The organism is Methanohalophilus halophilus, assembly GCF_001889405.1.
Taxonomy (GTDB): Archaea; Halobacteriota; Methanosarcinia; order Methanosarcinales; family Methanosarcinaceae; genus Methanohalophilus; species Methanohalophilus halophilus.
Window position 1 is genome coordinate 1,576,939 of the sequence record NZ_CP017921.1, and the last position, 21,436, is coordinate 1,598,374.

The 21,436-nt window shown below is 39.4% G+C and carries 24 protein-coding genes; 12 read left to right on the plus strand and 12 right to left on the minus strand.

Translation table 11 applies throughout. From position 1 onward, the window contains the following. Positions 1-144: 144 nt before the first annotated feature. Both BHR79_RS08185 and BHR79_RS08190 read left to right on the plus strand, forming a co-directional pair. On the plus strand, positions 145-354 hold the full coding sequence (locus BHR79_RS08185; protein WP_234970482.1) for a hypothetical protein: 210 nt from the start codon (positions 145-147) through the stop codon (positions 352-354). A 27-nt stretch (positions 355-381) separates the two neighbouring features. After that, positions 382-945: a c-type cytochrome gene (locus BHR79_RS08190; RefSeq protein ID WP_394328867.1), complete on the plus strand. Its 564-nt coding sequence runs from the start codon at positions 382-384 to the stop codon at positions 943-945. A 37-nt stretch (positions 946-982) separates the two neighbouring features. On the opposite strand, the gene BHR79_RS08195 is transcribed toward BHR79_RS08190, so the two are convergent. Together BHR79_RS08195 and BHR79_RS08200 are read right to left on the minus strand one after the other, a co-directional pair. After that, positions 983-1,282 carry a carboxymuconolactone decarboxylase family protein gene (locus BHR79_RS08195; protein WP_072561870.1) on the minus strand — a complete coding sequence of 100 codons (300 nt, stop codon included), beginning with the start codon at positions 1,280-1,282 and terminating at the stop codon, positions 983-985. Positions 1,283-1,350: 68 nt separating this feature from the next. Continuing rightward, entirely contained in the window at positions 1,351-1,560 is a 210-nt protein-coding gene (locus tag BHR79_RS08200) for a DUF1059 domain-containing protein (protein WP_072561871.1), read from the minus strand. 168 nt (positions 1,561-1,728) lie between these two features. Here BHR79_RS08200 and BHR79_RS08205 point away from each other — a divergent pair, with 168 nt between their 5' ends. The 5 genes from BHR79_RS08205 to cysS all read left to right on the plus strand — a co-directional run bounded on the left by BHR79_RS08205 (position 1,729) and on the right by cysS (position 8,029). Then, complete coding sequence (locus BHR79_RS08205; protein ID WP_072561872.1) at positions 1,729-2,169, plus strand: pyridoxamine 5'-phosphate oxidase family protein; 441 nt, start codon at positions 1,729-1,731, stop codon at positions 2,167-2,169. Continuing rightward, positions 2,166-4,304: a PEP/pyruvate-binding domain-containing protein gene (locus tag BHR79_RS10740; protein ID WP_072561873.1), complete on the plus strand. Its 2,139-nt coding sequence runs from the start codon at positions 2,166-2,168 to the stop codon at positions 4,302-4,304. The genes BHR79_RS08205 and BHR79_RS10740 overlap by 4 nt, the downstream gene beginning before the upstream one ends. 144 nt (positions 4,305-4,448) lie before the next feature. Continuing rightward, positions 4,449-5,018, plus strand: a complete 570-nt coding sequence (locus BHR79_RS10900; RefSeq protein WP_327037193.1) for a VTT domain-containing protein — start codon at positions 4,449-4,451, stop codon at positions 5,016-5,018. Positions 5,019-5,497: 479 nt separating this feature from the next. Then, entirely contained in the window at positions 5,498-6,553 is a 1,056-nt protein-coding gene (gene rtcA / locus BHR79_RS08220; RefSeq protein WP_072561875.1) for an RNA 3'-terminal phosphate cyclase, read from the plus strand. 60 nt (positions 6,554-6,613) lie between these two features. Further along, positions 6,614-8,029 (plus strand): cysteine--tRNA ligase, encoded by a 1,416-nt coding sequence (gene cysS / locus BHR79_RS08225; protein ID WP_072561876.1) that lies wholly within the window; start codon positions 6,614-6,616, stop codon positions 8,027-8,029. A gap of 43 nt (positions 8,030-8,072) precedes the next feature. Here cysS and BHR79_RS08230 read toward each other — a convergent pair whose 3' ends face one another. The 4 genes from BHR79_RS08230 to BHR79_RS08245 form a co-directional block, all read right to left on the minus strand. After that, the gene (locus BHR79_RS08230) at positions 8,073-8,456 is read right to left on the minus strand and encodes a hypothetical protein (protein WP_072561877.1); all 384 of its coding nucleotides are present in this window, start codon (positions 8,454-8,456) and stop codon (positions 8,073-8,075) included. Between the two features lie 79 nt (positions 8,457-8,535). After that, positions 8,536-9,906: an MBL fold metallo-hydrolase gene (locus tag BHR79_RS08235; RefSeq protein ID WP_072561878.1), complete on the minus strand. Its 1,371-nt coding sequence runs from the start codon at positions 9,904-9,906 to the stop codon at positions 8,536-8,538. A gap of 36 nt (positions 9,907-9,942) precedes the next feature. After that, complete coding sequence (locus BHR79_RS08240) at positions 9,943-10,545, minus strand: GTP-binding protein (protein WP_072561879.1); 603 nt, start codon at positions 10,543-10,545, stop codon at positions 9,943-9,945. A 70-nt stretch (positions 10,546-10,615) separates the two neighbouring features. Then, complete coding sequence (locus BHR79_RS08245) at positions 10,616-10,927, minus strand: cupin domain-containing protein (protein WP_072561880.1); 312 nt, start codon at positions 10,925-10,927, stop codon at positions 10,616-10,618. Positions 10,928-11,232: 305 nt separating this feature from the next. Between BHR79_RS08245 and BHR79_RS10555 the strand changes: the two genes are divergently transcribed. Further along, positions 11,233-11,373: a hypothetical protein gene (locus tag BHR79_RS10555; RefSeq protein ID WP_157198649.1), complete on the plus strand. Its 141-nt coding sequence runs from the start codon at positions 11,233-11,235 to the stop codon at positions 11,371-11,373. A 268-nt stretch (positions 11,374-11,641) separates the two neighbouring features. Then, positions 11,642-11,983 (plus strand): hypothetical protein, encoded by a 342-nt coding sequence (locus BHR79_RS08250; protein ID WP_072561881.1) that lies wholly within the window; start codon positions 11,642-11,644, stop codon positions 11,981-11,983. Between the two features lie 126 nt (positions 11,984-12,109). Here BHR79_RS08250 and BHR79_RS08255 read toward each other — a convergent pair whose 3' ends face one another. Both BHR79_RS08255 and BHR79_RS08260 read right to left on the minus strand, forming a co-directional pair. Beyond that, positions 12,110-14,023 (minus strand): sensor histidine kinase, encoded by a 1,914-nt coding sequence (locus BHR79_RS08255; protein ID WP_072561882.1) that lies wholly within the window; start codon positions 14,021-14,023, stop codon positions 12,110-12,112. Positions 14,024-14,432: 409 nt separating this feature from the next. Beyond that, on the minus strand, positions 14,433-14,729 hold the full coding sequence (locus tag BHR79_RS08260; RefSeq protein WP_072561883.1) for a hypothetical protein: 297 nt from the start codon (positions 14,727-14,729) through the stop codon (positions 14,433-14,435). Positions 14,730-15,082: 353 nt separating this feature from the next. Between BHR79_RS08260 and BHR79_RS08265 the strand changes: the two genes are divergently transcribed. Next, the gene (locus tag BHR79_RS08265) at positions 15,083-15,679 is read left to right on the plus strand and encodes a methyltransferase family protein (RefSeq protein WP_072562356.1); all 597 of its coding nucleotides are present in this window, start codon (positions 15,083-15,085) and stop codon (positions 15,677-15,679) included. Between the two features lie 75 nt (positions 15,680-15,754). Here the strand turns inward: BHR79_RS08265 and BHR79_RS08270 are convergent, their stop codons facing one another. Both BHR79_RS08270 and BHR79_RS08275 read right to left on the minus strand, forming a co-directional pair. Next, positions 15,755-16,165: a hypothetical protein gene (locus tag BHR79_RS08270; protein WP_072561884.1), complete on the minus strand. Its 411-nt coding sequence runs from the start codon at positions 16,163-16,165 to the stop codon at positions 15,755-15,757. A 521-nt stretch (positions 16,166-16,686) separates the two neighbouring features. Beyond that, positions 16,687-17,103 (minus strand): nuclear transport factor 2 family protein, encoded by a 417-nt coding sequence (locus BHR79_RS08275; protein ID WP_072561885.1) that lies wholly within the window; start codon positions 17,101-17,103, stop codon positions 16,687-16,689. Between the two features lie 372 nt (positions 17,104-17,475). Here BHR79_RS08275 and BHR79_RS08280 point away from each other — a divergent pair, with 372 nt between their 5' ends. Next, positions 17,476-17,964 (plus strand): AraC family transcriptional regulator, encoded by a 489-nt coding sequence (locus tag BHR79_RS08280; protein WP_072562357.1) that lies wholly within the window; start codon positions 17,476-17,478, stop codon positions 17,962-17,964. Between the two features lie 166 nt (positions 17,965-18,130). Here BHR79_RS08280 and BHR79_RS08285 read toward each other — a convergent pair whose 3' ends face one another. Further along, positions 18,131-18,715, minus strand: a complete 585-nt coding sequence (locus BHR79_RS08285) for a ferric reductase-like transmembrane domain-containing protein (protein WP_072561886.1) — start codon at positions 18,713-18,715, stop codon at positions 18,131-18,133. Positions 18,716-19,034: 319 nt separating this feature from the next. Beyond that, the gene (locus BHR79_RS08290; RefSeq protein WP_072561887.1) at positions 19,035-19,955 is read right to left on the minus strand and encodes a mechanosensitive ion channel family protein; all 921 of its coding nucleotides are present in this window, start codon (positions 19,953-19,955) and stop codon (positions 19,035-19,037) included. Positions 19,956-20,255: 300 nt separating this feature from the next. Between BHR79_RS08290 and BHR79_RS08295 the strand changes: the two genes are divergently transcribed. Continuing rightward, positions 20,256-21,002, plus strand: a complete 747-nt coding sequence (locus BHR79_RS08295) for a redoxin domain-containing protein (RefSeq protein WP_394328868.1) — start codon at positions 20,256-20,258, stop codon at positions 21,000-21,002. Positions 21,003-21,436: the final 434 nt, after the last annotated feature.

Consider the following 21,436-nt stretch of genomic DNA (forward strand, 5'->3'; position numbering starts at 1 on the left):
GTATTTTTTCTATAAAGTATATGTATTTACTGCTTGTGATTTTTCATATATTTCTTTTGTTTTTTAGTTCACACTCCCCCTTGGGCGTTTAATATTTAATGTCCAATGAAGTAAATATTGATGGGGATTAGATAGGGAATAATTATGCAGGAAATTAAACCACTGGCTTTGGGGCTTGCACTTGTAGCCCTTGCTGCAATGCTAATGCTTTTATCTGGTCTATCGGGGAATTCAGGTGTATACACCTCACCTGTTGAAATGCTGTCCCGGTGGAACATGTTTTTTTCATTTAGTTTTGCAGTTATCATTGCAGGCATGCTGGAAGCTGTGATAATATACAACAGGTTAATTTAAGGAAACCAGATAGAAGGGGGATTAAATTTGTCAAGGAACATGTTGATATTACTATTGTTTATTGGGGTTGTATTAATTTTTGTTGGAATGATGAATCTCTTTTACACTCCACCATCATACCAGCAATACGGATGGCAACAGCCGGGAAATATGTATCCGGGTGATATGGCTCCGTCCCCGTCACCACCATCGAATTCTGACATTATCAATGAATTTGATAGCAACGGCGAAATGATATATTATACGGGCTTTAATGAAGATGGACAAAGAATACCATTTCAGGGTGGTCCTCACTGGTTAAGCGTACATGGTGGAAGCTGTGTAAGTTGCCACGGTGTTGATGGAAAAGGTGGTGTGCCGATAATGATGGGTACTGCAGTTCCTCCTGATATTACCTATGAAGCATTGACTTCTGAGCAAAATCATGAGGATGAACATGAAGATCATCCCGTTTATACTGATGAAACTATCAAGAAGGCTATTAAACAGGGAATTGATCCGTCGGGGGAAAGACTGGATTATACGATGCCGCGCTGGGACATGTCAGAAAAGGATCTCAACGATTTGGTTGAATATTTGAAAACCCTGTAATTAACCAAAAGGTATATTGAAGGTATTGCCTGCTGTCTCAGACAATATCCTTCAATGCATTTGCAGCAGTATATACGCTTCCGATTCCAGAAATATAGTTGGCTAGCCTTACTGCCTGCATCACTTCTTCTTTTGTAGCTCCGGCATTGATTGCCTGTGTAGCAAGGTTTCTGACCCCATTCTCAGCTCCTTCTGATGCATCAAGTGCCATTGCAATCAGGAATTTGTATTGTAGCGGTATGCCTTCTTCGGTGAAAGCCAATTCACCGCTTTGTCCGATTAAACCAAACATGTCAGGGTCTGCCTTTTGTATAGTATCGAGGGGGTCATCTGTCATTTTAATTGCTCCTGTTAGTTTTGAATATAAATAATGTAATACGGATTGATTAATTTAAAGAATATACTTTATAGTGCACCACATCCACACCCACGTCCTGTGAGGGTCGATATCCGATACTTTATCTCCTTTACTTCGTCTTCAGACATCTTTTCCAGTTCATCTCCGTGGACTTGCTTGATGTGGTCAAGCATCTTTTTTTCTACTTCTTCCTGGTTGGTACCTGTAGCCATGAAATTACATTTGAAACCCAGATCCCTGCATTTGACGATTTTCATTCCTGTATCCTCCTCTATTTTTAAAAAGCACTAATTACCCTATAAATCATTTTCATACATTAGGCTAAAAACCTTCCCCTATGATTGCAATTGAAACCACATTTGTTACCGATAACGCATAAATACTCACAGACTCATCTTATTTCAGGGTTTAATGAGGAGTTTATAATGGAAGTATCAGATCCTGAAAAAATAATGTCTCGCCTGCTTACCGGTCAATTACTCGGAGTGCTGGCTACACAGAATAACGGCCAGCCCTATACCAACCTTGTGGCCTTTGCTGCAAGTGAAAATTTCAAGTATCTTCTTTTTGTTACGCCGAAGTTTACAAGGAAGTATTCAAATCTGAGTTCTTCCCAGGAAGCATCCTTGATGATCGACAATCGATCCAATACGGTATCTGATTTTAAGCAAGCCACTGTTTTGAACGCAATGGGAAATGTGAAAGAAATAGAAAAAGACCCTGAAATGATCAATCTTTATCTGAGCAAACATCCCTATCTTAGCAGTTTCCTTGAGAGCCCTTCATCTGCACTGATGAAATTTCAGGTTGAAAAATATATTGTGGCGACAAGTTTCCAGAATGTTGTGGAGATCGATATGCTATGACAAATCTTGTAATTCCTATGGAAGGAATCCGGGAAGAGCATATGGATATTATCGGAGGCAAAGCTTACTCTTTGCACAGGCTTCTTGAAAATGGCTTCCGTGTTCCTGCATATTTTTGTGTCACAACAGATGCGTATAACAAATTTTTGGATTGCAGTGGTCTGAAGGGTAAACTCATAATCGAATTTGCCAGAAAGGATTTCTCAAAAATGAGATGGGAGGAAATGTGGGATGCAGGTTTGCGTATCAGGAACATGTTTATGAATACCCCGATCCCTGCGGCTTTAGTCGATACAATCAACTCACAGGTACCAAAAGACTTCCTAAAAAGGGCAGTGGTTGTCCGATCTTCTGCACCCGGCGAAGATTCAAGCAAAACATCATTTGCAGGTCTACACGAATCATATGTAAATGTGGCAGGTATGGAAGAAATACTGGAAAGCATCAAACTGGTATGGGCCTCTCTCTGGTCCGATGCTGCAATTCTGTACAGGCAGGAACTGGGACTTGACATAGAGCACAGTTCAATGGCTGTTATGGTTCAGGAAATGATAGAAGGTAATGTTTCAGGAATTGTATTCAGCACAGATCCTAATAATGCCAATAAATTGACCATCGAAGCCATTCACGGGCTTAACAAAGGATTGGTAGAAGGAGATGTGGAGCCCGATCGCTGGCAATTAGATAAGTTTTCAGGTTCAATTGTGCAGCATATTGTTCCTTCAAGCAGGGATCGCATTGTTTCATTGTCAGAAAAAGGCACATTGATGGGGTCAATTCCACAGTTATTATCCCACAAAACCCCTCTTACTACTGATGAGGTCAAACAAATATATGAAATGGCCATTTCTTCTGAAAAAATATTTGGTTTACCGCAGGATATGGAATGGACTATTATCAACAATGAATTGTATACTCTCCAGTCAAGACCGATAACAAATGCACAAAACAATGAAAAACAGTGGTATATATCCCTGAAAAGGACTTTCGAAAACCTGAAGCAATTACGCAATCGTATAGAACAAGATTTAATTCCTGCAATGATTTCCGAAGCTAATGCTCTATCTGGCTTGAATTTACATAAGCTCAACAATGTTGAACTTGCAACTGAGATCTCCCGCAGACAGGGAATATACCAAAAATGGGATGAAATCTACACCAGGGAGTTCATACCTTTTGCTCATGGGATGAGATTATTCGGCCAGGTTTACAATGACGTTATAAAACCACAGGATCCTTATGAATTTGTGGATTTACTCGCAGATTCTAAATTGCTGAGTGTCCAGCGAAATGAGCAACTTAGACAAATGGCAGAATTGATTAGAAATAATACAGCTCTGCGAAGAAAAGTAGAAAATGGTATTTTGGAAGGAAAATTCAAAGAGCTTTTTGATAATTTCATGGACAATTTCGGAAGGTCTCCTTATGTTACAGAAGAAAATGATATCATACGGTTGATTCTTGAATTTGGGTTTGCCCCTGTTTCAATAGGGGCAAATTCAAAAGACGTAAAGAAAAGGGAAATGGATTTTCTTTCTAATTTTAAAGATGAAGAGAGGGAATGGGCCAGCCAACTCCTGGACCTGGGGCGGGCAAGTTACAGGCTAAGAGATGATGATAACATATATCTTGGCAGGATAGAAGGACAATACCTATCTTCTTTGAGGGAAGGTAAAATCAGGCTGGCAGAAAGAGGTATAAGGTATGAAATTGAAAATTCCGAAGTTATTGCTGCATTATTCAATGATTCTTACATTCCGCCCGTTAAACCAATACAGGAAAATGCCCTATTAAAGCAGAAGGCCACGGATAGACAGATTCAGGGTCAACCTGCAGGTAAAGGTTCTGTTACAGGGATTGCACGAGTTATAAATGAAAATACAGACCTTTTTAATATTCATGCCGGTGAAATTTTGGTATGTGATTCCATCGATCCTAATATGACCTTTGTCATTCCCCTTGCCGGAGGGATTGTGGAGCGTAGGGGAGGGATGCTTATACATGGGGCTATAATAGCCAGGGAATACGGGATTCCCTGTGTGACCGGTATCCCGGATGCAATCAGTATAATTAAATCAGGCGATGAAGTAACAGTTGATGGCAATTTGGGTATTGTAGTCATACACAGGCATTGAGTGACTGAATATTCTATGTTATTTTTGGTTTCTGAAACCAAATTTTAGCTATTACCTAATATTTTGCAGGTACCAATGTCGACAAAGAAGACAGGAAAAAGAGCAGATTATTCAGATTACCTGGTAGGGTTGTGCAAAAATCGGATGAATAATACATCCGGTCGATATAATAATATTATTATTTTTGTTTTAATAGCTCTTTTTATTATTACGTGGTCAATTTTTCTCCATTACTATCCTCCAAAATTGATAGTATCAACCTTGGGTATTAACAATACTTATCTGGCTATTTTCCTGTTGTCTTTAATTGGCGGAGTTTCCACATTTACTTCTACTACATTTTATACTGTTCTTATAACAATAGCTTTGTCTGAAGTAAATCCGGTCTGGTTGGGATTGATTGCAAGTTTGGGTCTCACTCTGGGTGACCTGTTATTCTATTACATGGGCAGGAAAGGGAAACAATGCGTACCGGGAAAATATGAGGCAAAAGTAATTAAGCTGGCTGCAAAACTGGAACAAATCAATGATAAACTGATCATTCTTATTATATTTTTATATTCTTTGACCCCTCTGCCCAGCGATATTTTAGCGATAGGCCTTGCATTTGGTGGATTTCCAGTGAAAAAATTGATTCCACCTCTTTTTGTGGGTAATTTCGTACTTATAGTGCTACTTGTAGAATTTTCCAGATTAGGTTATGGTATACTGTAATATTTCTGGGTTATACGGGCTTAAAAATTTTAATAGGCCTTATGTTTTAAGCCACTTCATTGTATTTTTATCCATTTATTATATATAGTAATCTATCAATCATTTTTTGATAAGGGGGAGTTTAGCAGCATGACTCTCACCTTGTGTTCAGCCTGAAACGGGGGTTTGGCTGATATGGGAGTGGTGGTACGATATTGAGAGTAATGGATTGAAATCCTTACTCTCATTTCTCCTGTGTTTTTCTGTATATTTTGTATTATTATACTGCAAAGCTCTAAAGAAGAAAGCTCCTTAAGTTCCTTCCGTCAACACCAGAAACTATGAAAATATCAGAGATGAGTTGAGGACAAAGCAGGCAAAGTTAATCGGAGGAGTAGTTTAATTCTAACAGCCTGTAGTGGATCTTTATAGGAAAATCCTGAAGACAATTATAGGAGCGTTCAGGTAAAATATTAAATAAAGAAGTATGATTGAATCCTATGACTGATCGTATTTTAGTAGATGGTTCCACTGGAGAAGGAGGTGGACAGATAATAAGGACATCTGTAGCTCTTTCTGCAGTCACAGGGATACCTGTGAAAATCATCAATATCCGTGCACAAAGAAAAGTCCCGGGTCTGCGAGCCCAGCATGTGGCCGGAATTATGGCGGTTGCACAGTTGTGTAATGCAGAAGTGAGGGGTGTTTCAGTAAGTTCAACGGAAATTGAGTTCGTGCCGGGTCCTATAATATCCGATCACATAAAAATACAAATTCCTACAGCCGGTTCAATCGGCCTTGTCCTGCAGGCCCTTTTGATTCCGATGGCCCTGGCAGACCAAGAAATACAGATCTCTATTCATGGAGGCGCAACCTATGGGAAATGGAGTCCTCCTATTGCTTATATACAGCATGTTCTCTGTCCCTGTCTTTCAAGGATGGGTTTCAATGTGACTATCCGGGTTCTCAGGGAGGGTTACTATCCTCGTGGAGGAGCTCAGGTTTTGGTCAAGGTAGAACCCCCGAAAGATGGTATTAAAGCCATTGATCTTTATGAAAGAGGAAAACTGCTGGAGATAAAAGGAGTTGCCCATTCATCATCGGACCTCGAAAGGGCAGATGTATCTGCAAGGGAAGTTGATGCTATACAGGACTATCTTGCGCAGAGATATGATGTACGAATAAATATTGATGCACAATATTCTCCCTCTTATTCCACCGGGTCAGGAGTCACCCTCTGGGCTGTTTTTGAAAATTGTATTATCGGGATGGATAGTCTCGGGGAGCGTGGTGTCAGGGCTGAATACGTAGGAATTGTTGCTGCAGAAAATCTTTCACGTTGCATTAATGCAGGTGCAACAGTGGATGAATTTATGTGCGATCAAGTCATCCCCTATATGGCACTGGCCACTGGCCAATCGCGCTTTAAAGTAAAATCTGTAACCAGTCATGCCAGAACAAATATGGATATTGTGCAAAGGTTCCTGAAGGTCAAATTCTCTGTTTTAAAAGAGCAAAATTTATGGGCAGTATTGGTGCAGCCATTAAATTGTTGAAAGTGAAATGTATTGATTAAAATAGAAAGGCACAAATTAGGGTAACAGGTGGTTGTTTGAATGTTACGATTGTATAATACTTTAACAAGGAAAAAAGAAGTTTTCAAGCCTCTAAAAGAAGATGAAGTTACAATATATGCATGTGGACCGACTGTGTACAACATTCCGCATATAGGCAATTACCGAACCTTTTTGGTGACCGATAATCTGGTACGTATCCTGGAGTATTTGGGCTACTCTGTGAATCTTGTAATGAACATAACAGATATCGACGATAAAACTATCCGGGATTCAAAGAAAGCGGGCATGTCCCTGAAGGAATTTACAGAAAAATATACGGAAGAATTTTTCTGCGGACTTGATATGCTAAACATAAAACGTGCCTCTGCTTATCCCCGGGCCACTGAAAATGTGGATGCAATGATAGGGCTGGCGCAAATACTGATGGAAAAAGGGCTTGCCTATGAAAAGGAGGGCTCTGTGTATTACAGGATTTCGGCTTTTCCGGAGTATGGTAAACTTTCAAAACTGGATTTCAATTCAATTAAGGTGGGAGCATCGGTTGATGTTGATGAATACGATAAGGACAATCCCCGTGATTTTGTTTTGCTGAAAGCATCCACACAGGAAGAGATTGAAAGGGGTATTTACTATGAAAGTCCTTGGGGTAAGATCAGGCCCGGATGGCATACTGAATGCTCGGTAATGTCAATGAATCATTTTGGACCTTCCCTTGATATTCATACAGGCGGAGTGGACCTGATATTTCCCCATCATGAAAATGAAATTGCCCAGTCTGAAGGAGCTACAGGTAAACCCTTTGTAAGGTACTGGATACACGGGGAACACCTGATAGTTGACGGCGAGAAAATGAGTAAGTCAAAGGGCAATGTTTTCACTCTCCCCGAGCTGGTTGACAAATATGGGGGAGAAGTTGTGCGCTTCATGTTTATGTCCGTGCATTACAGGAAGAAACTGGATTTTTCCGACTCCTTTGCCCGGAATGCACAAAATAGCTATTTCAAACTCAGGGAAACACTGGAAAATCTGGAGTTCGCTATAAAGAGAACAGATGATAGTACATATCCTTCTGATCAGGAAATGATAGATCTGCCTGGCAATCTTGAAGATGACTTCAGGAACGCTCTTGAAGATGACATGAACATCCCGAAAGCAATCGCAGTTTACCATGAATTATCCCGTATTTCCAACCAGTACCTTGAAACCGACAGGAATAAGGATGTACTTGAAAAACTTCTTTCCCTTTACAGGAAGTTTGCAGATACCCTTGGCATTTTTGCACAAGAAGGCGGGGAAGTGCCAGAAGAGATAATGGAACTTGTAAAGATCCGTGAGCAGGCCCGAAATGACAGGGATTGGGAAACCGCAGATGCTTTAAGGGATAAAATTGCGCAAGAGGGATTTGTTGTGCAGGATACCTGTGAAGGTCCTAATGTAAAGAGACAAAAGTGCTGATAAAAAGATTATTTGCACTTAAGTCTTGAGTTGGGAAAGTGAATTAATAGTATACCACTCCAACATCATTGCCTTCCTTTTGTATAAACGGATACTGAGCTTTTGGCACCATGACGGTTATGCGTGACCCACTCAGGTAGATTTCCTCAATACTTGCTCCATCTTTGAATAGGACTTCGATATTGTTGCCGGTAATAGTGGCATTATCAACACGGGTTCCCCATTCCACAACAACGTTAATGGAGTCACCATTTATGTACAGATCGATGCTTTCCTCATCATACTGTACGGTTTCCTTGATATTTTCCCCTTCGATTTCCACAACACCTGATTGGACTACAGATCGAGTTGTGTCGTCTGCACATCCACTGGTAAGTAGTATTGCAGAAAGGAAAAGAATAGCAACAATTGATTTTATGAATTTCATTGGTAGTCATTGGGCAATTCAATTATTTAATCATTTTCAGATACCGGGGCTATCCCACTCCACTGTAATCATAATACAGTCATTTCACGATTTCATATCCTGCATTCTTCCATGCAGCCATGCTACCAAGGACATTATATATCTTTTTATATCCGTTTCTTTTCAAAATTGAAGCCGCTATATTGGAACGTCTCGCAGAACCACAATAGACAACTACCTGACATTTATCGGGCAGTTTGTCCAGATTATCTTCCAGATTCCCTACGTATACATGTGTGGATCTTTTTATGTGTCCTGCTTCCCATTCATCCTGACCTCGCACGTCCAGGATAACCATTTTTTCATTTTCATCCAGCTTCCTTTTCAGGTCATGCACGGATATGAGGTGGAATCCGTCCACAGGTAAAGCTTCCATATACCAGGCGGAAATTCCCCCTTCCAGGAAACCTTTGATATTATCATAGCCCAAACGTACCAGATATTTTACAGCTCTATCCAGCTGCTCTTTTTCTTCCATAACCAGTAGTATTGGTTTATCATAGGGAAGAAACCAGCCTGCAAAAGAAGGCAGGCCTTCCAGCCAGATGCTGTATGTATCCTTGATGTGGGCTCCGCCGAAAGAATGAGGCATACGTGTATCCACAACTATAGCCCCTTTTTCCATTTCTTCCCTGAACTCTTGTGGGGAAAGCATTTGAGGAATAGGCAGGCATTTCAGGATTGGTGGTCCCCTGAGATTGTATTCTTCCATTTTCCTGAAGTAAGGGGGATACTCGTGATGCTCTGCAAGTTTATGTTTTACAAACTTGTCCCTCTCAGTTTTTTGTAATACGGGGTTATGAATACGTTCCAGTCCCAGAGTGCTGTGTTCCCTTTCTGAGATGGCACCACCACAAACAGAACCGGCACCATGGGCGGGACAGAGTATTACTTCATCTCCCAGTGGCAGTATTTTGTTAAAAATGCTGTCATATAGTTTTGATGCCATCTGTGAAGTTTCGTCGGGTCCGTAAAGGTCTGTTCTTCCCACATCCCCCACAAACAATGTGTCACCTGTAAATACCATTACAGGAGCCTCATTTGAATTAAGGTCTGTTAGCACATATGACATACTTTCATCTGTATGGCCCGGTGTGTGCAGGGCTGTTAGTTTCAATGAACCGAATGTGAAAGTTTGTTTATCCTTTAAGGTATTCCCATATTCAAAATCCAGGTTTATACCATGGTATATATCCGCATCAGTGAGGTTTTTCAACTGCTTTGAACCGATTACGTAATCTTCATTGCGATGTGTTTCAAAAATATATTTTATATTCATTCCATTTTTGCGCGCCATATCCACATAAATCTGGCAATCCCTGCGCGGATCGATTACCACAGCCTCATTCCCGGAACCCAGGAAATATGACAGATGTGCAATTCCTTCTGATTTTATACGCCCGAAAATCATGTTTACCCCACCTTTTATAGTGACTATTATTTGTGATTAAGATTTATCTTTATTTAGCAATTGATCCAGGAATGATTTAAATTCTTCATCAGGTTTATGTGCAGAAATTCCCATTATGGTTGAATCAGGGTTGGAATTACGGAGAAAATCTTTTACATCTCTGATAGTTTCATCTTTTGCAGATTCTGTTTTGTTCAAACAGATTATATCGGCTTCTTTGATCCTGTCGATGGCAAATTGGGGCAATTTACCAACATCAGTTATGAAGGTTTTAGGATCTACAATATTTACAACAGGAGCAAAAGATATATCCGGGATATTCATCGGTTCAAGGCTTGCTTTTATCTGGGACGGGGATGCACTTGATAGAAGTTCGATAATAACAAAATCAGGATTTGTTTCACTGGTTGCATTTTTCAAGGTGTTTTCCAGATTGAACCTGAGGCTGCAGGGAACGCAGGCGTTTATCACTTCTTTTGTGATGATATTTGTGTTTTTGATATCACTATAACTGACTTCCCCTTCCTCGGTAAATATTATAACAACTTTTTTCCCCTTATCGATCAAACTTTTTGCGATTTGCTTGATTGTTGTCGTTTTCCCGCTTCCTGGAAAACCATTTATGATCATTATCTTCATACAACCCCTCCTCCCTTTTATCCATATCAGTGGCTGGTTAATTCATAATTCCTTTTATCATGTAATTGGTTTACTTAGTCAGGCACAGAAGTACTGCGAGGTCTTCCTGGGCTTGAAGGGAGTGAGGTGCATTTGCAGGCATGAAAATGAAAGTACCTTCTTTCATTTCGATTTCATTTCCAGATAAACGGAAGACACCCTTTCCTTTCAGGATCTGGACCACGCCTGTTTTTGTGGATGTATGTTCATCAATATCAGTTCCACCTGCAAGACACATAAGTGTGTAATTATAGGTATCTGATTTTGCCAGTACTGTACTGAATATTCCCTCTGTGGGAAATTGCATCAATTCATTCAAATCTTTTGAAAAACCTCTGTTCATTGTTTCACCTCTTATTATCACAATTTATATTTTAGGCAATTGCAAACTTATTTTTGTATTTTTATTTGTTTCTTCCGAGGTGCCATTTGATCAATAAACCGATACCTATTATAATCAGGACAAATACAAACATACCCACCACAGTATGGTAACCATAACCATAGTACCCAAATTCGTTCATTTAGTTCCCCCTGCAATAATATATTAAATATACTCTGACAACATGTATTAATTTTGCCTTAATGTCTATGGTTGCTACGCGGGCTTTGTGGATATTATCTTAAAATGAGTAAAAGGTCAAAACAATGACAGACGATATAATGAAGTCCATGTTGGATAAAATGGCAAAAGATGGTTTGTTAAAATACAATCCTGAAACGGATACCTACGATGTAACGGAACTGGGCAATCAGGTATTCAATAATCAGGAAGAAGATTCTTCCTGAAATAAATACAATGGATATTTATAAAATTAAACTGTAGCCTCTTCTTTAAGCCCCAACAAATATATATTTAGTTGTACCTATTATTATCTAGACGGGAAACACAAATCGGGGAGTTGTGAATTTCTGAATCGGCATCCAGTCATCCATTGTTATTATAAAGACAGATGGTGGGTTTGTCCCTGGTTTCAAATATAGTAGATTGACTTATTGGTTGACTTTAACTCATGCCGATTGTGAATCCTATCTGATCAGTAATGGGGTATTATATATGGAAAAGATAAAGAAGATGGGTCTTTTAGGTGCAACTGCATTGATTGGTGCAGGATTGGCAGCTATGTCCGAAGAGCGAATAAGGGAATTTGTAAAGACAAGGGTCAATGAAGGTGCCATCAGCAAGGAAGAAGGGAAAGTACTTGTCGAGGACCTTGTTAGTGAGACCAGGAAACAGAGGTTGAATCTGGAGAAGAATGTAGTAGAAAGGCTGCACAGCACTCTTCAGACAGCTGATAAGGAACTTGCGGATTATGCGGATTCTATCGATGAAATGAAGATTCGGGAACTTGAGGGGGAACTTGAAAAAATGAAAAGCCTGAGGAAAGGCGATAAATAACTGCTGTATTGAATGATTTGATTATTCACCATTTTACCGGTGAATAAATTATTTTCTTTTTCTTTAATGTACCTGTTTCTCTTGCGTTCTATATTGTAGATATTCCCTTCTGCAAACATTTTCAATTTACAATCTAACGTTTGAATCCGGGATTGGAATTTTGATATGCACTTCCGTGCCTTTTCCTTGACCCTCACTTGTGGCCCAGATATCCCCGTGGTGTGCTTGTGCTATTGTCTTTGAAATATAAAGGCCAAGGCCGGTTCCCCCATACTTACGTGTGCGTGAGGCGTCCAGCTGGTAAAAACGCTGGAAAAGTTTATCGATCATGTCTTCAGGGATACCGATTCCTGTATCTTTCACAACAATATTTATGTCCCCTTCTTTTTTGAAGCTGGTAACGGTTACTTTACCTCCGCGGGGGGTGAATTTGATGGCATTATCTACGATGTTTGTAATCATGTCCGTGAGTTTGTCCCTGTCACCATTGATTTTGGGCAGATCTTCTTCCAAATTCATTTCCAGTTCAATTCCTTTTTGATCCGCTAGCATTCTCATGTCTTCCAAAATAATTTCTATAATTTCCCTAACCTTTACTGTTTCAAAGACATATTCTATATTTGATGCTTGTATCTTGCTCAGATACAGCAGAGAATCAACCAACCTCTTTAATCTTTCTGCATTGCGAACAACTTTATTTTGCACTTCGATTTGCTCTTTATTGAGTTCTCCCATTTTTCCTTCACAAAGCAGTTCTGTATATCCTTTGATTAATGTAAGGGGAGTTTTCAGTTCATGGCTGACATTTGAGAGGAACTCATCCTTCATCCTGTCCAGCGATTTAAGTTCCTCATTGACTTTTTTCAGTTCATCGGAATTTTTCTTGAGTGCATCCAGAATCTCATTTAAACGTACAGGTATTTCTTTAAAGTCAACCTCAACTTCAGTATCTGCTCTCGAATCAAGTTTACCATGCAGGGCATCATCCGATATATACTTGAAATCATCAACAATATCGTCAATAGGCCTTGTAACGGATAATGCAATCATGTAACCCAGACCACCCATGAAAAAAAGAGCGATAACAGAAACAATAATCAGTTCGTTCCTGAGAGCCGTTACTCCTGCAAGCATTTCGTCTTTTGGTACCACTAGTATAAAAGAATAATTTCCGGTTTTAACCGGTTCATAGAACATTATTACTTCTTTACCTGTTGTGGGGTCCAGAGTTTCAATGTTTCCCCCAGTTCCATTTTTAATATCTTTTGCCATTGAAACGATTTTTGGATCTTCAAAATCTGTCAATGTCTTTGTCCCGATCCATTCCTTATTTACAGGATGGGACAACAGAATTCCCGTCTTACTGGCTGCAAGTGCATATCCTGTGTCAAAGACCCTTACCTGATTAACATCCTCGTCAATGTAATTCAGGGAAACATCTACACCACCTATACCGATGAATTTCCCGTCCCTGGTAACCGGTGTAACATAACTTACGATCAACTCTCCCTGATACAGATATGGTTCGGTGATAACTTCAGATTTTGTATTCTTTGGCCCCTGGTAATAGTCCAGTGTTTCATACTCAAGTAAAGGTTCAAGGTGTAGGGACCCACCGATCTTGGTCCAGTAGGGTATGAAACGGCCAGTAGAGTCATGCCCGAAGGTATCGGCATACAATTCATCCTTTCCGTCGAAGGCGTTCGGTTCAAAAGCAACATAAGTTCCGATAAGGTTGGGGTTTTCAACCAGCAATCTTTTCAGGATAGCATTAACTTCATCTCTGTTTCCCGACTCGTACTCCACCATGGAATTAGCAATTGTCTGTCCGATTGCATGATTACTTTGCATGTCCCCGTTAAACTTGTTAGCGAGGTTTTTTGTGGTTTCAATCGATTGCTGGTATGCCAGTTTTTCCTGCTGGAAGGTCGCTGTAGAAATAATGACTGCAGTTGTAACTGCCAGTACCAGGAAAAGGCCTATGACTATTGAAAGGATTAACTTTGCTCTCAAAGGCATGGTAGCCCAGTTCATTTTCATCCCCCATTCCCCCCAAACGAAGAATATTTTTGATGTATTTATTCCCTATAAAAATTGTTCAGTATTGTATATATGTGCTTCCGCTTAAATTCTGTAAGTACAATCAGGTTTGATCTTTGTCTTTCCTAAATCGTGGATACTGTTTTTTCTCATGAAATAAAATATCAGGTGAATTTAAGTGTATGATATAGAAGTCTGGCAATAACAAATTTTCGTTGCCAAGAGTTTTTGAAGCGGCTTGTTAATATTTGGATAAATTTGCTCAGTCGGGCTCCTCATTGAGGCAATCCTGTATCCAGTATCCAATTTCCCTTCTTTCTAAAAACGTGGTCATTTGTTCTGTTTTTAGACTATTTGGGATAATTTGCCTTATAAATCCTCCCTGTTCTGAATGAACCAGAAACCTTCGTTAGGCTCCTATAGGTTCATCCCTGGCACCAAAAAAAGCTACAACCCGTATTTCCAGATTATGGATCGGCTCATTTTCTGAATTTTCTAATTTTTGCAACAGTGAATCAAATCTACCCAGACAGATCAAATCTCCCGGATACAGGGGTCTTTCCTGGATACTCTTTATATGTGTAATCTGGCCGGTTTGGGTCTCGGTAGTGAATTGTTCGTAATCAGTAATTTTTTTGTAGATACTCCTTTTTTCTCCGTATCCAATCACGAATACACATGTAACATTCAGTATTTTTTCACTCATATTGGTAAGCAAGCAAAGTGAATTTGCCCTGCTGCCGGGAGATTGCTGTATTAGTATCCTGAAGTGATCGTAGAAGTGTTTTCACTAATCCAATAGAAATTTGTTCACCAACCATACATATCCAATGTGGTATATGCTGCCTGATAAATTGATTTGTTATGAACAAAGGCCAGGTTAATATATTTTTGTTATGTATAAGTAAATATTAGCGGTGTCTCGTAGTTATTGCATTCGGAACAAAACCACAATTTTTCGTAACATTTAGATAGTTAGTTTGCGCAAAGATATTACAGATTATTGTTATATTAAAAATAATAAATAAGTTTCATTCAACAAAAAGGAGAGTGCTGGAATTGGTTTCATCTACTATTATACTTGTTTTTTGCCTTGTGGCGTTTGCAGCCATTCATAGTTTTTTGGCCAGCCTGCCATTCAAACGCCGACTCATGAGGGTTCTGGGTTCCCGGGCAGAAACGCTATATATGCCGGCATACAGCCTCATTGCAGTTATTACAATTTTGCCTCTTGTCTACCTGCTCTACAAAAATCCGGGTCCCTTTTTATACATTGTGCCTTCTCCGTGGAGGTGGCTGATGGTGGGGGTACAGCTGGCTGCCGCCTTGGTTGCACCGAGGGCTTTGCGGGATGCTCCACACAGGTTCAAGATTGGTGCCCAGCTGGCTGGTCCCAATAATAATTCTGAATCCCTGAATATCCAGGGTATATACCGGTGGGTGAGGGATCCTTTCCTGCTTACAGGATTGATTATCATCTGGTTTACTCCATTCATGACATTAAACCTGCTTGTGATATACCTGCTGGCGAGCATATACCTGTACCTGGGGTCGCTGCACTGGGAAACAAGGCTGGTAGCACAGTTTGGTGATGAATACAGGAAGTATCAACAACGGGTACACAGGATTATTCCCGGCAAAAGTGAATATTACTGAATATCCTGCTTACGGGGTAAGTACAGAAGAAGGTACAGGTACTTTTGCCTCTCTTCTTTGCTGCCTAAATCATCATTATTTCCCCGGTTTCTGAGGCAGGTTTAAATAGTTTTCAACTGCCCGGGATCCAAAGTAGAATACAACAACAATTCCTACAAGGTAGGTGAAATGAGCGATAATGGTTTTGGCTAACTCTGTATCTGAGATACCTATATCCGTTAATGTAAGCAGTGATACAAGTGAAAAATAGACCACAATGAAAGCTCCTGTCATTGCTTTCCTGACTTCCCCTTTATCGAAGTCTGTGGATTTGGAAAGGTGGTTGATCAACATCAATGTTCCCAGAAAAGTTATTATTCCTGTACTGGCTACCGCCCAGCCTATGTGATCTGGCCTGATTGTCCCGAGATAAAGTACAAGGATATCAAGAAACCCCACTATTATAGCCATCATGAATGCTGTCTTGCGCTTGTTTTCTTCAGACATTTCTATGTTCCTTTAAGAATTTATAAGTGCAGTCATTAATAACACCATTGTATTTGTTTAAAAAATAATTCTATGCCAGTCTCATTATGAATTAGTTAAGATGTGTGTGTTATAATATTACTGTTTTTATGATATTTTTGTATGCATTTATGTACAATGCTTTAGCTAGATGCCTTTAATCATTATTAAGGTTAGAAATCAGGGCAAAACATGTATATACGGCGAAAACCCATTCTTTGTTGATGAGCGGGTAATTACCTTTTTTTGTACCCCCACTCCCCAGCCCGCTCATACCACCCATTATTAAGCAGGTCTGATTAAGATTAATGTAGTTGAGTATTACATATATACTCTTTGTTTCGAAATGTTAAACCGGCTTTAAAATTTCATGCTTTGGATTATAAATATCGCTTAGATTATTGTGTAAAATAAATCCTCTATTTACAGAATTCAATTGTAAAATTCTAAAAAGAAGAAAAAGGAGGGTTTGTCCCTTTCCTGTGATCAATCACGAAAAAATTTCAGGCCCATCCGATTTGCTGGAGGGTAATTGTATCGTTCCAGATCTTTGTCATGTGTTTGATTAAATCCCCTTCGAATTGCATCAGATAGGCATAGTCGGCTGCAGCAGTCTTACCGGTTGGTGGCACAGGACCTCCAGGACCTGTCTGTGTACCATGAAATACTGCACATGCTGCAACGCTGTTCCTTTCCTCATCCTCTGCAAAGAAAAGCAGTTCATAGTGACCGTCCGGTATTGGAGTCAGTAAGTCCCTCATCCAGTTGGTGTATCCTTCCACAGTGGTTATTCCGTCCAGTGCTGCTGCCTGGGCAGAAAATGTTGCCTCAGGATGACAATACTGTTTGCATTCTTCCCATCCCTTCCCCGTTTCACATGCTTCGTAAAACTTTCTTGCAGTTTCTAACATTTCACTCATCTTTCAACCTCCCTTTACCCATCACATTTATTGTAACGAGCTTGACACATTTAAGCATAATACTTTTTAGGGTTATTTTATATGTAATTTTCTAACAGTTGACTCTTGTATCATATTTATAAAAGATATGAATCTAATGCAATAGTAGTTTTGAAACAGGTCTTAAAATAAAGAATGTGTATCTGCTATGGCTAAAAACCGGCAGAATGGTTTCGATTTTACTGGCATGCAGGATCTTGATTTATTGTTTTGCTACAGGTGTAAATCGATTCTCTTTCCTTTGAAAAATAGCTATTATTTTCACCCGCTTTACTATGGTTTTATCTAGTAAAGGATACAAAAGTGATTTTGGAATTTAAGGTGGATGATAGTTTGGAAATTATAAAGGAACCCGTGATAACAGAATTAGACGAAAGGAATGTAGCATGCGTTTCGTTTGTTGGCAACTATGTAGGAGATGCCAGTGTCTTTGAAGAATTGTTTGGTAAACTTTTTAGCTGGGCAGGTCCTAAACAATTGATGGGACCGGATACTCTTTTGATGTCTGCCTACTATGATGACCCCGCTGTTACCCCGCCGGAAGAACTTAAGGTAGACGTGTGCATGACCATTGAGGATGACGTTGAAGTTGAAGGGGAAATCAAAAAGAAAAAACTTCCCGGAGGAAAGTATGTGGTAATGCGTGTGGAGCTGGCAGGAGCAGAAGAATACGGTCCTGTATGGGAGAAGATTGTTGGGTGGGTGATGCAGAAGAACTTTGAAATTGATATATCCAGAGCAAGTTATGAGATATATCTCAACTCTCCCGAAGAACATCCTCAAGGACACCATATCCTTGATATATGCATGGCTGTGAAGTGAATAATATTGTGAGGCATTTATGGCTTTATAAATACCTCTTAAAATGGGAATTATGAGGTTTGAAGGAGAAATTGGGTTTTAGCATTTTTATCATAACATGAAACAGAATGCAAATGCTGTTAAGCCTTTTAATTTGAATATTTTATTGTTTGTACCACGTTACAGTTCACATACTCTTTCGGGGATTTATGATGTGCTTGTGTACAAAAATTGCTGCGATTACCAGGGCCATACAAACCCAGAGTAACTGCATAATACCGGAATTCAGGTCTGTTCCAATTAACCAGGAATGAATAAAGATCAGCAAAAAGGCCGGATAGTTCAAGTAGTGGATTTTTTTCCACTTACGGATAAAATGTTTCCTGTAGACACCTGCTGCCACTGCTATTATAATTAGATAGAAAGCCGGCCTGCCTGCAAGTTCCAGAAACTCCATTAACGGATAGAAAACAGGAATAAAGATCGATATGCTTTGTTTCTCAAATGCAAATGCAATTGGATGAAGCAGCATCAATGAAATCCCAAGACGTGCAAGATGATGATGAACCCTGATAAAACCCTGCCCGAACACCTTTTTCATCTGTTTCATGTATTCAGAGGACAGGATTGCCAGAAAGATGAAATAATATGCAAAAAGACCTGCCGCTCTGTCTATCATTTCGAGAGGCTTATCAATTGCCTGTAAAAGAATGTATGCAATTATTGCCGCAATGAACGTTACCAGAAATATTAACTGCCAGCGTTTTTCCATTCAGGATTCCTCTTATAGTTCTACACCTTATTTTGTATAAAGTTAATGTTATGCTCAATTATGAGTATGTTTTACCTGTGGTGGAATAAGTGAAGGTATTAATGTTGATGATCCTGATGTTCATGTAGGTTTTTTTTGCGGAAGCCTGATTTATTGTTTAGTTTACAATTCTGAATCTGATTGACAGGGGAGAGTCAGAGGAGTTGATCAGAAGACCTTCAATATGTCTTATTCTGCAATGAAAGAAAATAAGATCCTCTAAGGGTAGTTTGCGCTAAATGAAAATCAGGTTATTTGAAGAAAAAAAAGAAAGAGGGTTTTACTTCTTTTGCTTTGTGTATTCCACAAGAGCGTCCTTTACACCCCACTTAAAGGCTACTACTACAGCAATACCCCATCCCAATGGTTCCAGGAATGTATATAGAATACCTGTGTCCACAAGCATGGTATCCAGTGCAATGAGGACTACTACCAGAAACAAAAATCCTCTAAGCAATGGAGTAATGACCTCGGCCCCCTCTACATCCATCTCCCGGATAGTGGCCTTTATGTAATCCATAAGGAAATCCACGGATAGCAAGCCGAGAGCGAGAATTACGACTCCCAGTAACAATCTTGGAATATATGCTGTCACAGCAACCAGGAAATCAGTAATCAATTCCAGCTGCAAGATGTTGGCTGCGGCTGCAATGAAAAACAGGTAACCAAATAATTTTATAACTCCGGCGATTATTGTCGAGGGTTTCATATTTGATGCTTTTATAGGTCCTCCTGCGGGTCCCTGTTCAAGTTTTTCATCCACGCCTGTTGCTGAAAGTATCGTTGCAGTTGTGCGAGCAACAAAATCAACGATTATGAGACCGATTACAAGTACTATGGCTGCTGCTATAACCAGAGGCACATAAGCAAGTAACAAGGTTATGAAATCTGCTACTACACCTATCTCCAAATAATCAATAATTATTGCTGCAAATATAATGTATACGAACCATTTAATTAAAGCGCCGAAAAAATCTTTTGTTGTAATTTCAGCTCTTTGCAGCATATTTCCTATAAATGTGTTATCAACCGTATTATCCAAACCGGTTTTCTCAATCAACTTCGCACCTATTTTTCCCAGTGTTCTGCCTGCTATCCAGCCAATTAGTACAAAGATAATTACGGCAATTATTTCAGGAATGTAAGAAAAGGCATCCCCTATAGCCGTGTATAGACTCTCCGTTAGACTTGTTTCCACCATTTATACCACTCCTGATCTGTCAGATACTTTATGATATCTTTCAGATTCGTTTCGTTAGTTAAGCATAGTCAATTGGTATATATCAATATGCCGAACTTTTCGAAAAAATTTAAATATATATAAACCCTAATTACAAGAAGATACAATCAAAAATGCCACGTTCACGTTTTTGGAGTATGGGGTTATGACAGGATAAAAAAATGCAACCCTTATTATAAATAGATAAAATAAAAATTGTAAAAACCTAAATATACAGCTACCAACTGAATATAAGAATGATCAGACAAATGGGGTGTTATTGTGGAACAAAATGAATGTATGACTACCAGAATTCCAATGATGGGGGAAGTTACTCCTTTTTTCAGGGCCCGTACCACACATGGAGAAGTGAATTTTCCAAAAGATTACGAAGGTAAATGGGTAATTTTTTTCAGCCATCCGGGAGACTTTACACCTGTATGCACCACCGAGTTCATGGTGTTTGCAAAGATGCAGGAAGAATTCAGGCAGCTAAATACTGAACTTCTTGGCCTGTCAGTTGACAGTGTCCATTCACATATTTCCTGGTTACGCTCGATAAAGGAAAAGGTGGAATTCAACGGTATCTCGGGCATAGATGTGGAATTTCCTATAGTCGAAGACAATGGGTTGTCAATAGTTAAAAAATATGGTTTGCTCCAGCCTTCTGAGAACAAAAGATATATGCGCTATATGCAGGATATTCAGGCAAGCAAGGCAACTGATGATAACGAAATCATGAATACCCAACCGGTGAGGGGAATATTCATAATCGACCCGCAATCACGCATCCGGTATATGGCCTTTTATCCACTTTCCAATGGCAGAAACCTTGATGAAATAAAACGTATCCTGCAGGCGATCCAGAAAACGGATTCAGAAAAAATACACACTCCTGTTAACTGGAATCCCGGTGATGACGTCATAGAACCTACTCCTCTTTCCTATGAAGATGCAAAGAATCGCATGGAAGATAAGGAATTGAAATGTTCCGACTGGTACATTTGTCTTAAGAAAGATAAACCTTGATTTTTTGAGCATTATAACCTTGCTGTGTAGTGCGGGGTTATAGGTAGATTGTAAAAACACAACCTTTAATGATGAAGCTGGCAACGATCAGACATGAACTCGACCCACTTGCAGGCAGGATAAGTGAACTCAAAAAATAAGTTCTGCTGATTGTTAATACTGAAGAATTGGATAACAAAATTCAGAACCATTCGTTCTTTTCATTATATCCCGTATCAAAACATCTATTATAGTATAGTGATGGGTAAGATATCTATATGTAGATAGAAAAGACATGTGTCGCCCACTTACCACCAAATCGGTTTACCACGACGAAGGTTTGTTTTTTGTACTTACCCATCACACTAAATTTAATTTTAGCAAAAACCAGTATATACAAACTGTAATACTGTAAAAATCACCTCTTACATATGTTTATGTAAAAGTCAGATTTT

Coding starts and splice junctions, on each gene's coding strand:
- BHR79_RS10740 (WP_072561873.1), top strand. CDS start 2,166: ATGACAAATCTTGTAATTCCTATGGAAGGAATCCGGGAAGAGCATATG.
- BHR79_RS08255 (WP_072561882.1), bottom strand. CDS start 14,023: ATGAAAATGAACTGGGCTACCATGCCTTTGAGAGCAAAGTTAATCCTT.
- BHR79_RS08245 (WP_072561880.1), bottom strand. CDS start 10,927: ATGAACAGAGGTTTTTCAAAAGATTTGAATGAATTGATGCAATTTCCC.
- BHR79_RS10555 (WP_157198649.1), top strand. CDS start 11,233: ATGACAGACGATATAATGAAGTCCATGTTGGATAAAATGGCAAAAGAT.
- BHR79_RS08240 (WP_072561879.1), bottom strand. CDS start 10,545: ATGAAGATAATGATCATAAATGGTTTTCCAGGAAGCGGGAAAACGACA.
- BHR79_RS08250 (WP_072561881.1), top strand. CDS start 11,642: ATGGAAAAGATAAAGAAGATGGGTCTTTTAGGTGCAACTGCATTGATT.
- BHR79_RS08290 (WP_072561887.1), bottom strand. CDS start 19,955: ATGGTGGAAACAAGTCTAACGGAGAGTCTATACACGGCTATAGGGGAT.
- BHR79_RS08275 (WP_072561885.1), bottom strand. CDS start 17,103: ATGAGTGAAATGTTAGAAACTGCAAGAAAGTTTTACGAAGCATGTGAA.
- BHR79_RS08185 (WP_234970482.1), top strand. CDS start 145: ATGCAGGAAATTAAACCACTGGCTTTGGGGCTTGCACTTGTAGCCCTT.
- BHR79_RS08205 (WP_072561872.1), top strand. CDS start 1,729: ATGGAAGTATCAGATCCTGAAAAAATAATGTCTCGCCTGCTTACCGGT.
- BHR79_RS08235 (WP_072561878.1), bottom strand. CDS start 9,906: ATGATTTTCGGGCGTATAAAATCAGAAGGAATTGCACATCTGTCATAT.
- BHR79_RS08260 (WP_072561883.1), bottom strand. CDS start 14,729: ATGAGTGAAAAAATACTGAATGTTACATGTGTATTCGTGATTGGATAC.
- BHR79_RS08270 (WP_072561884.1), bottom strand. CDS start 16,165: ATGTCTGAAGAAAACAAGCGCAAGACAGCATTCATGATGGCTATAATA.
- cysS (WP_072561876.1), top strand. CDS start 6,614: ATGTTACGATTGTATAATACTTTAACAAGGAAAAAAGAAGTTTTCAAG.
- rtcA (WP_072561875.1), top strand. CDS start 5,498: ATGACTGATCGTATTTTAGTAGATGGTTCCACTGGAGAAGGAGGTGGA.
- BHR79_RS08285 (WP_072561886.1), bottom strand. CDS start 18,715: ATGGAAAAACGCTGGCAGTTAATATTTCTGGTAACGTTCATTGCGGCA.
- BHR79_RS08195 (WP_072561870.1), bottom strand. CDS start 1,282: ATGACAGATGACCCCCTCGATACTATACAAAAGGCAGACCCTGACATG.
- BHR79_RS10900 (WP_327037193.1), top strand. CDS start 4,449: ATGAATAATACATCCGGTCGATATAATAATATTATTATTTTTGTTTTA.
- BHR79_RS08200 (WP_072561871.1), bottom strand. CDS start 1,560: ATGAAAATCGTCAAATGCAGGGATCTGGGTTTCAAATGTAATTTCATG.
- BHR79_RS08230 (WP_072561877.1), bottom strand. CDS start 8,456: ATGAAATTCATAAAATCAATTGTTGCTATTCTTTTCCTTTCTGCAATA.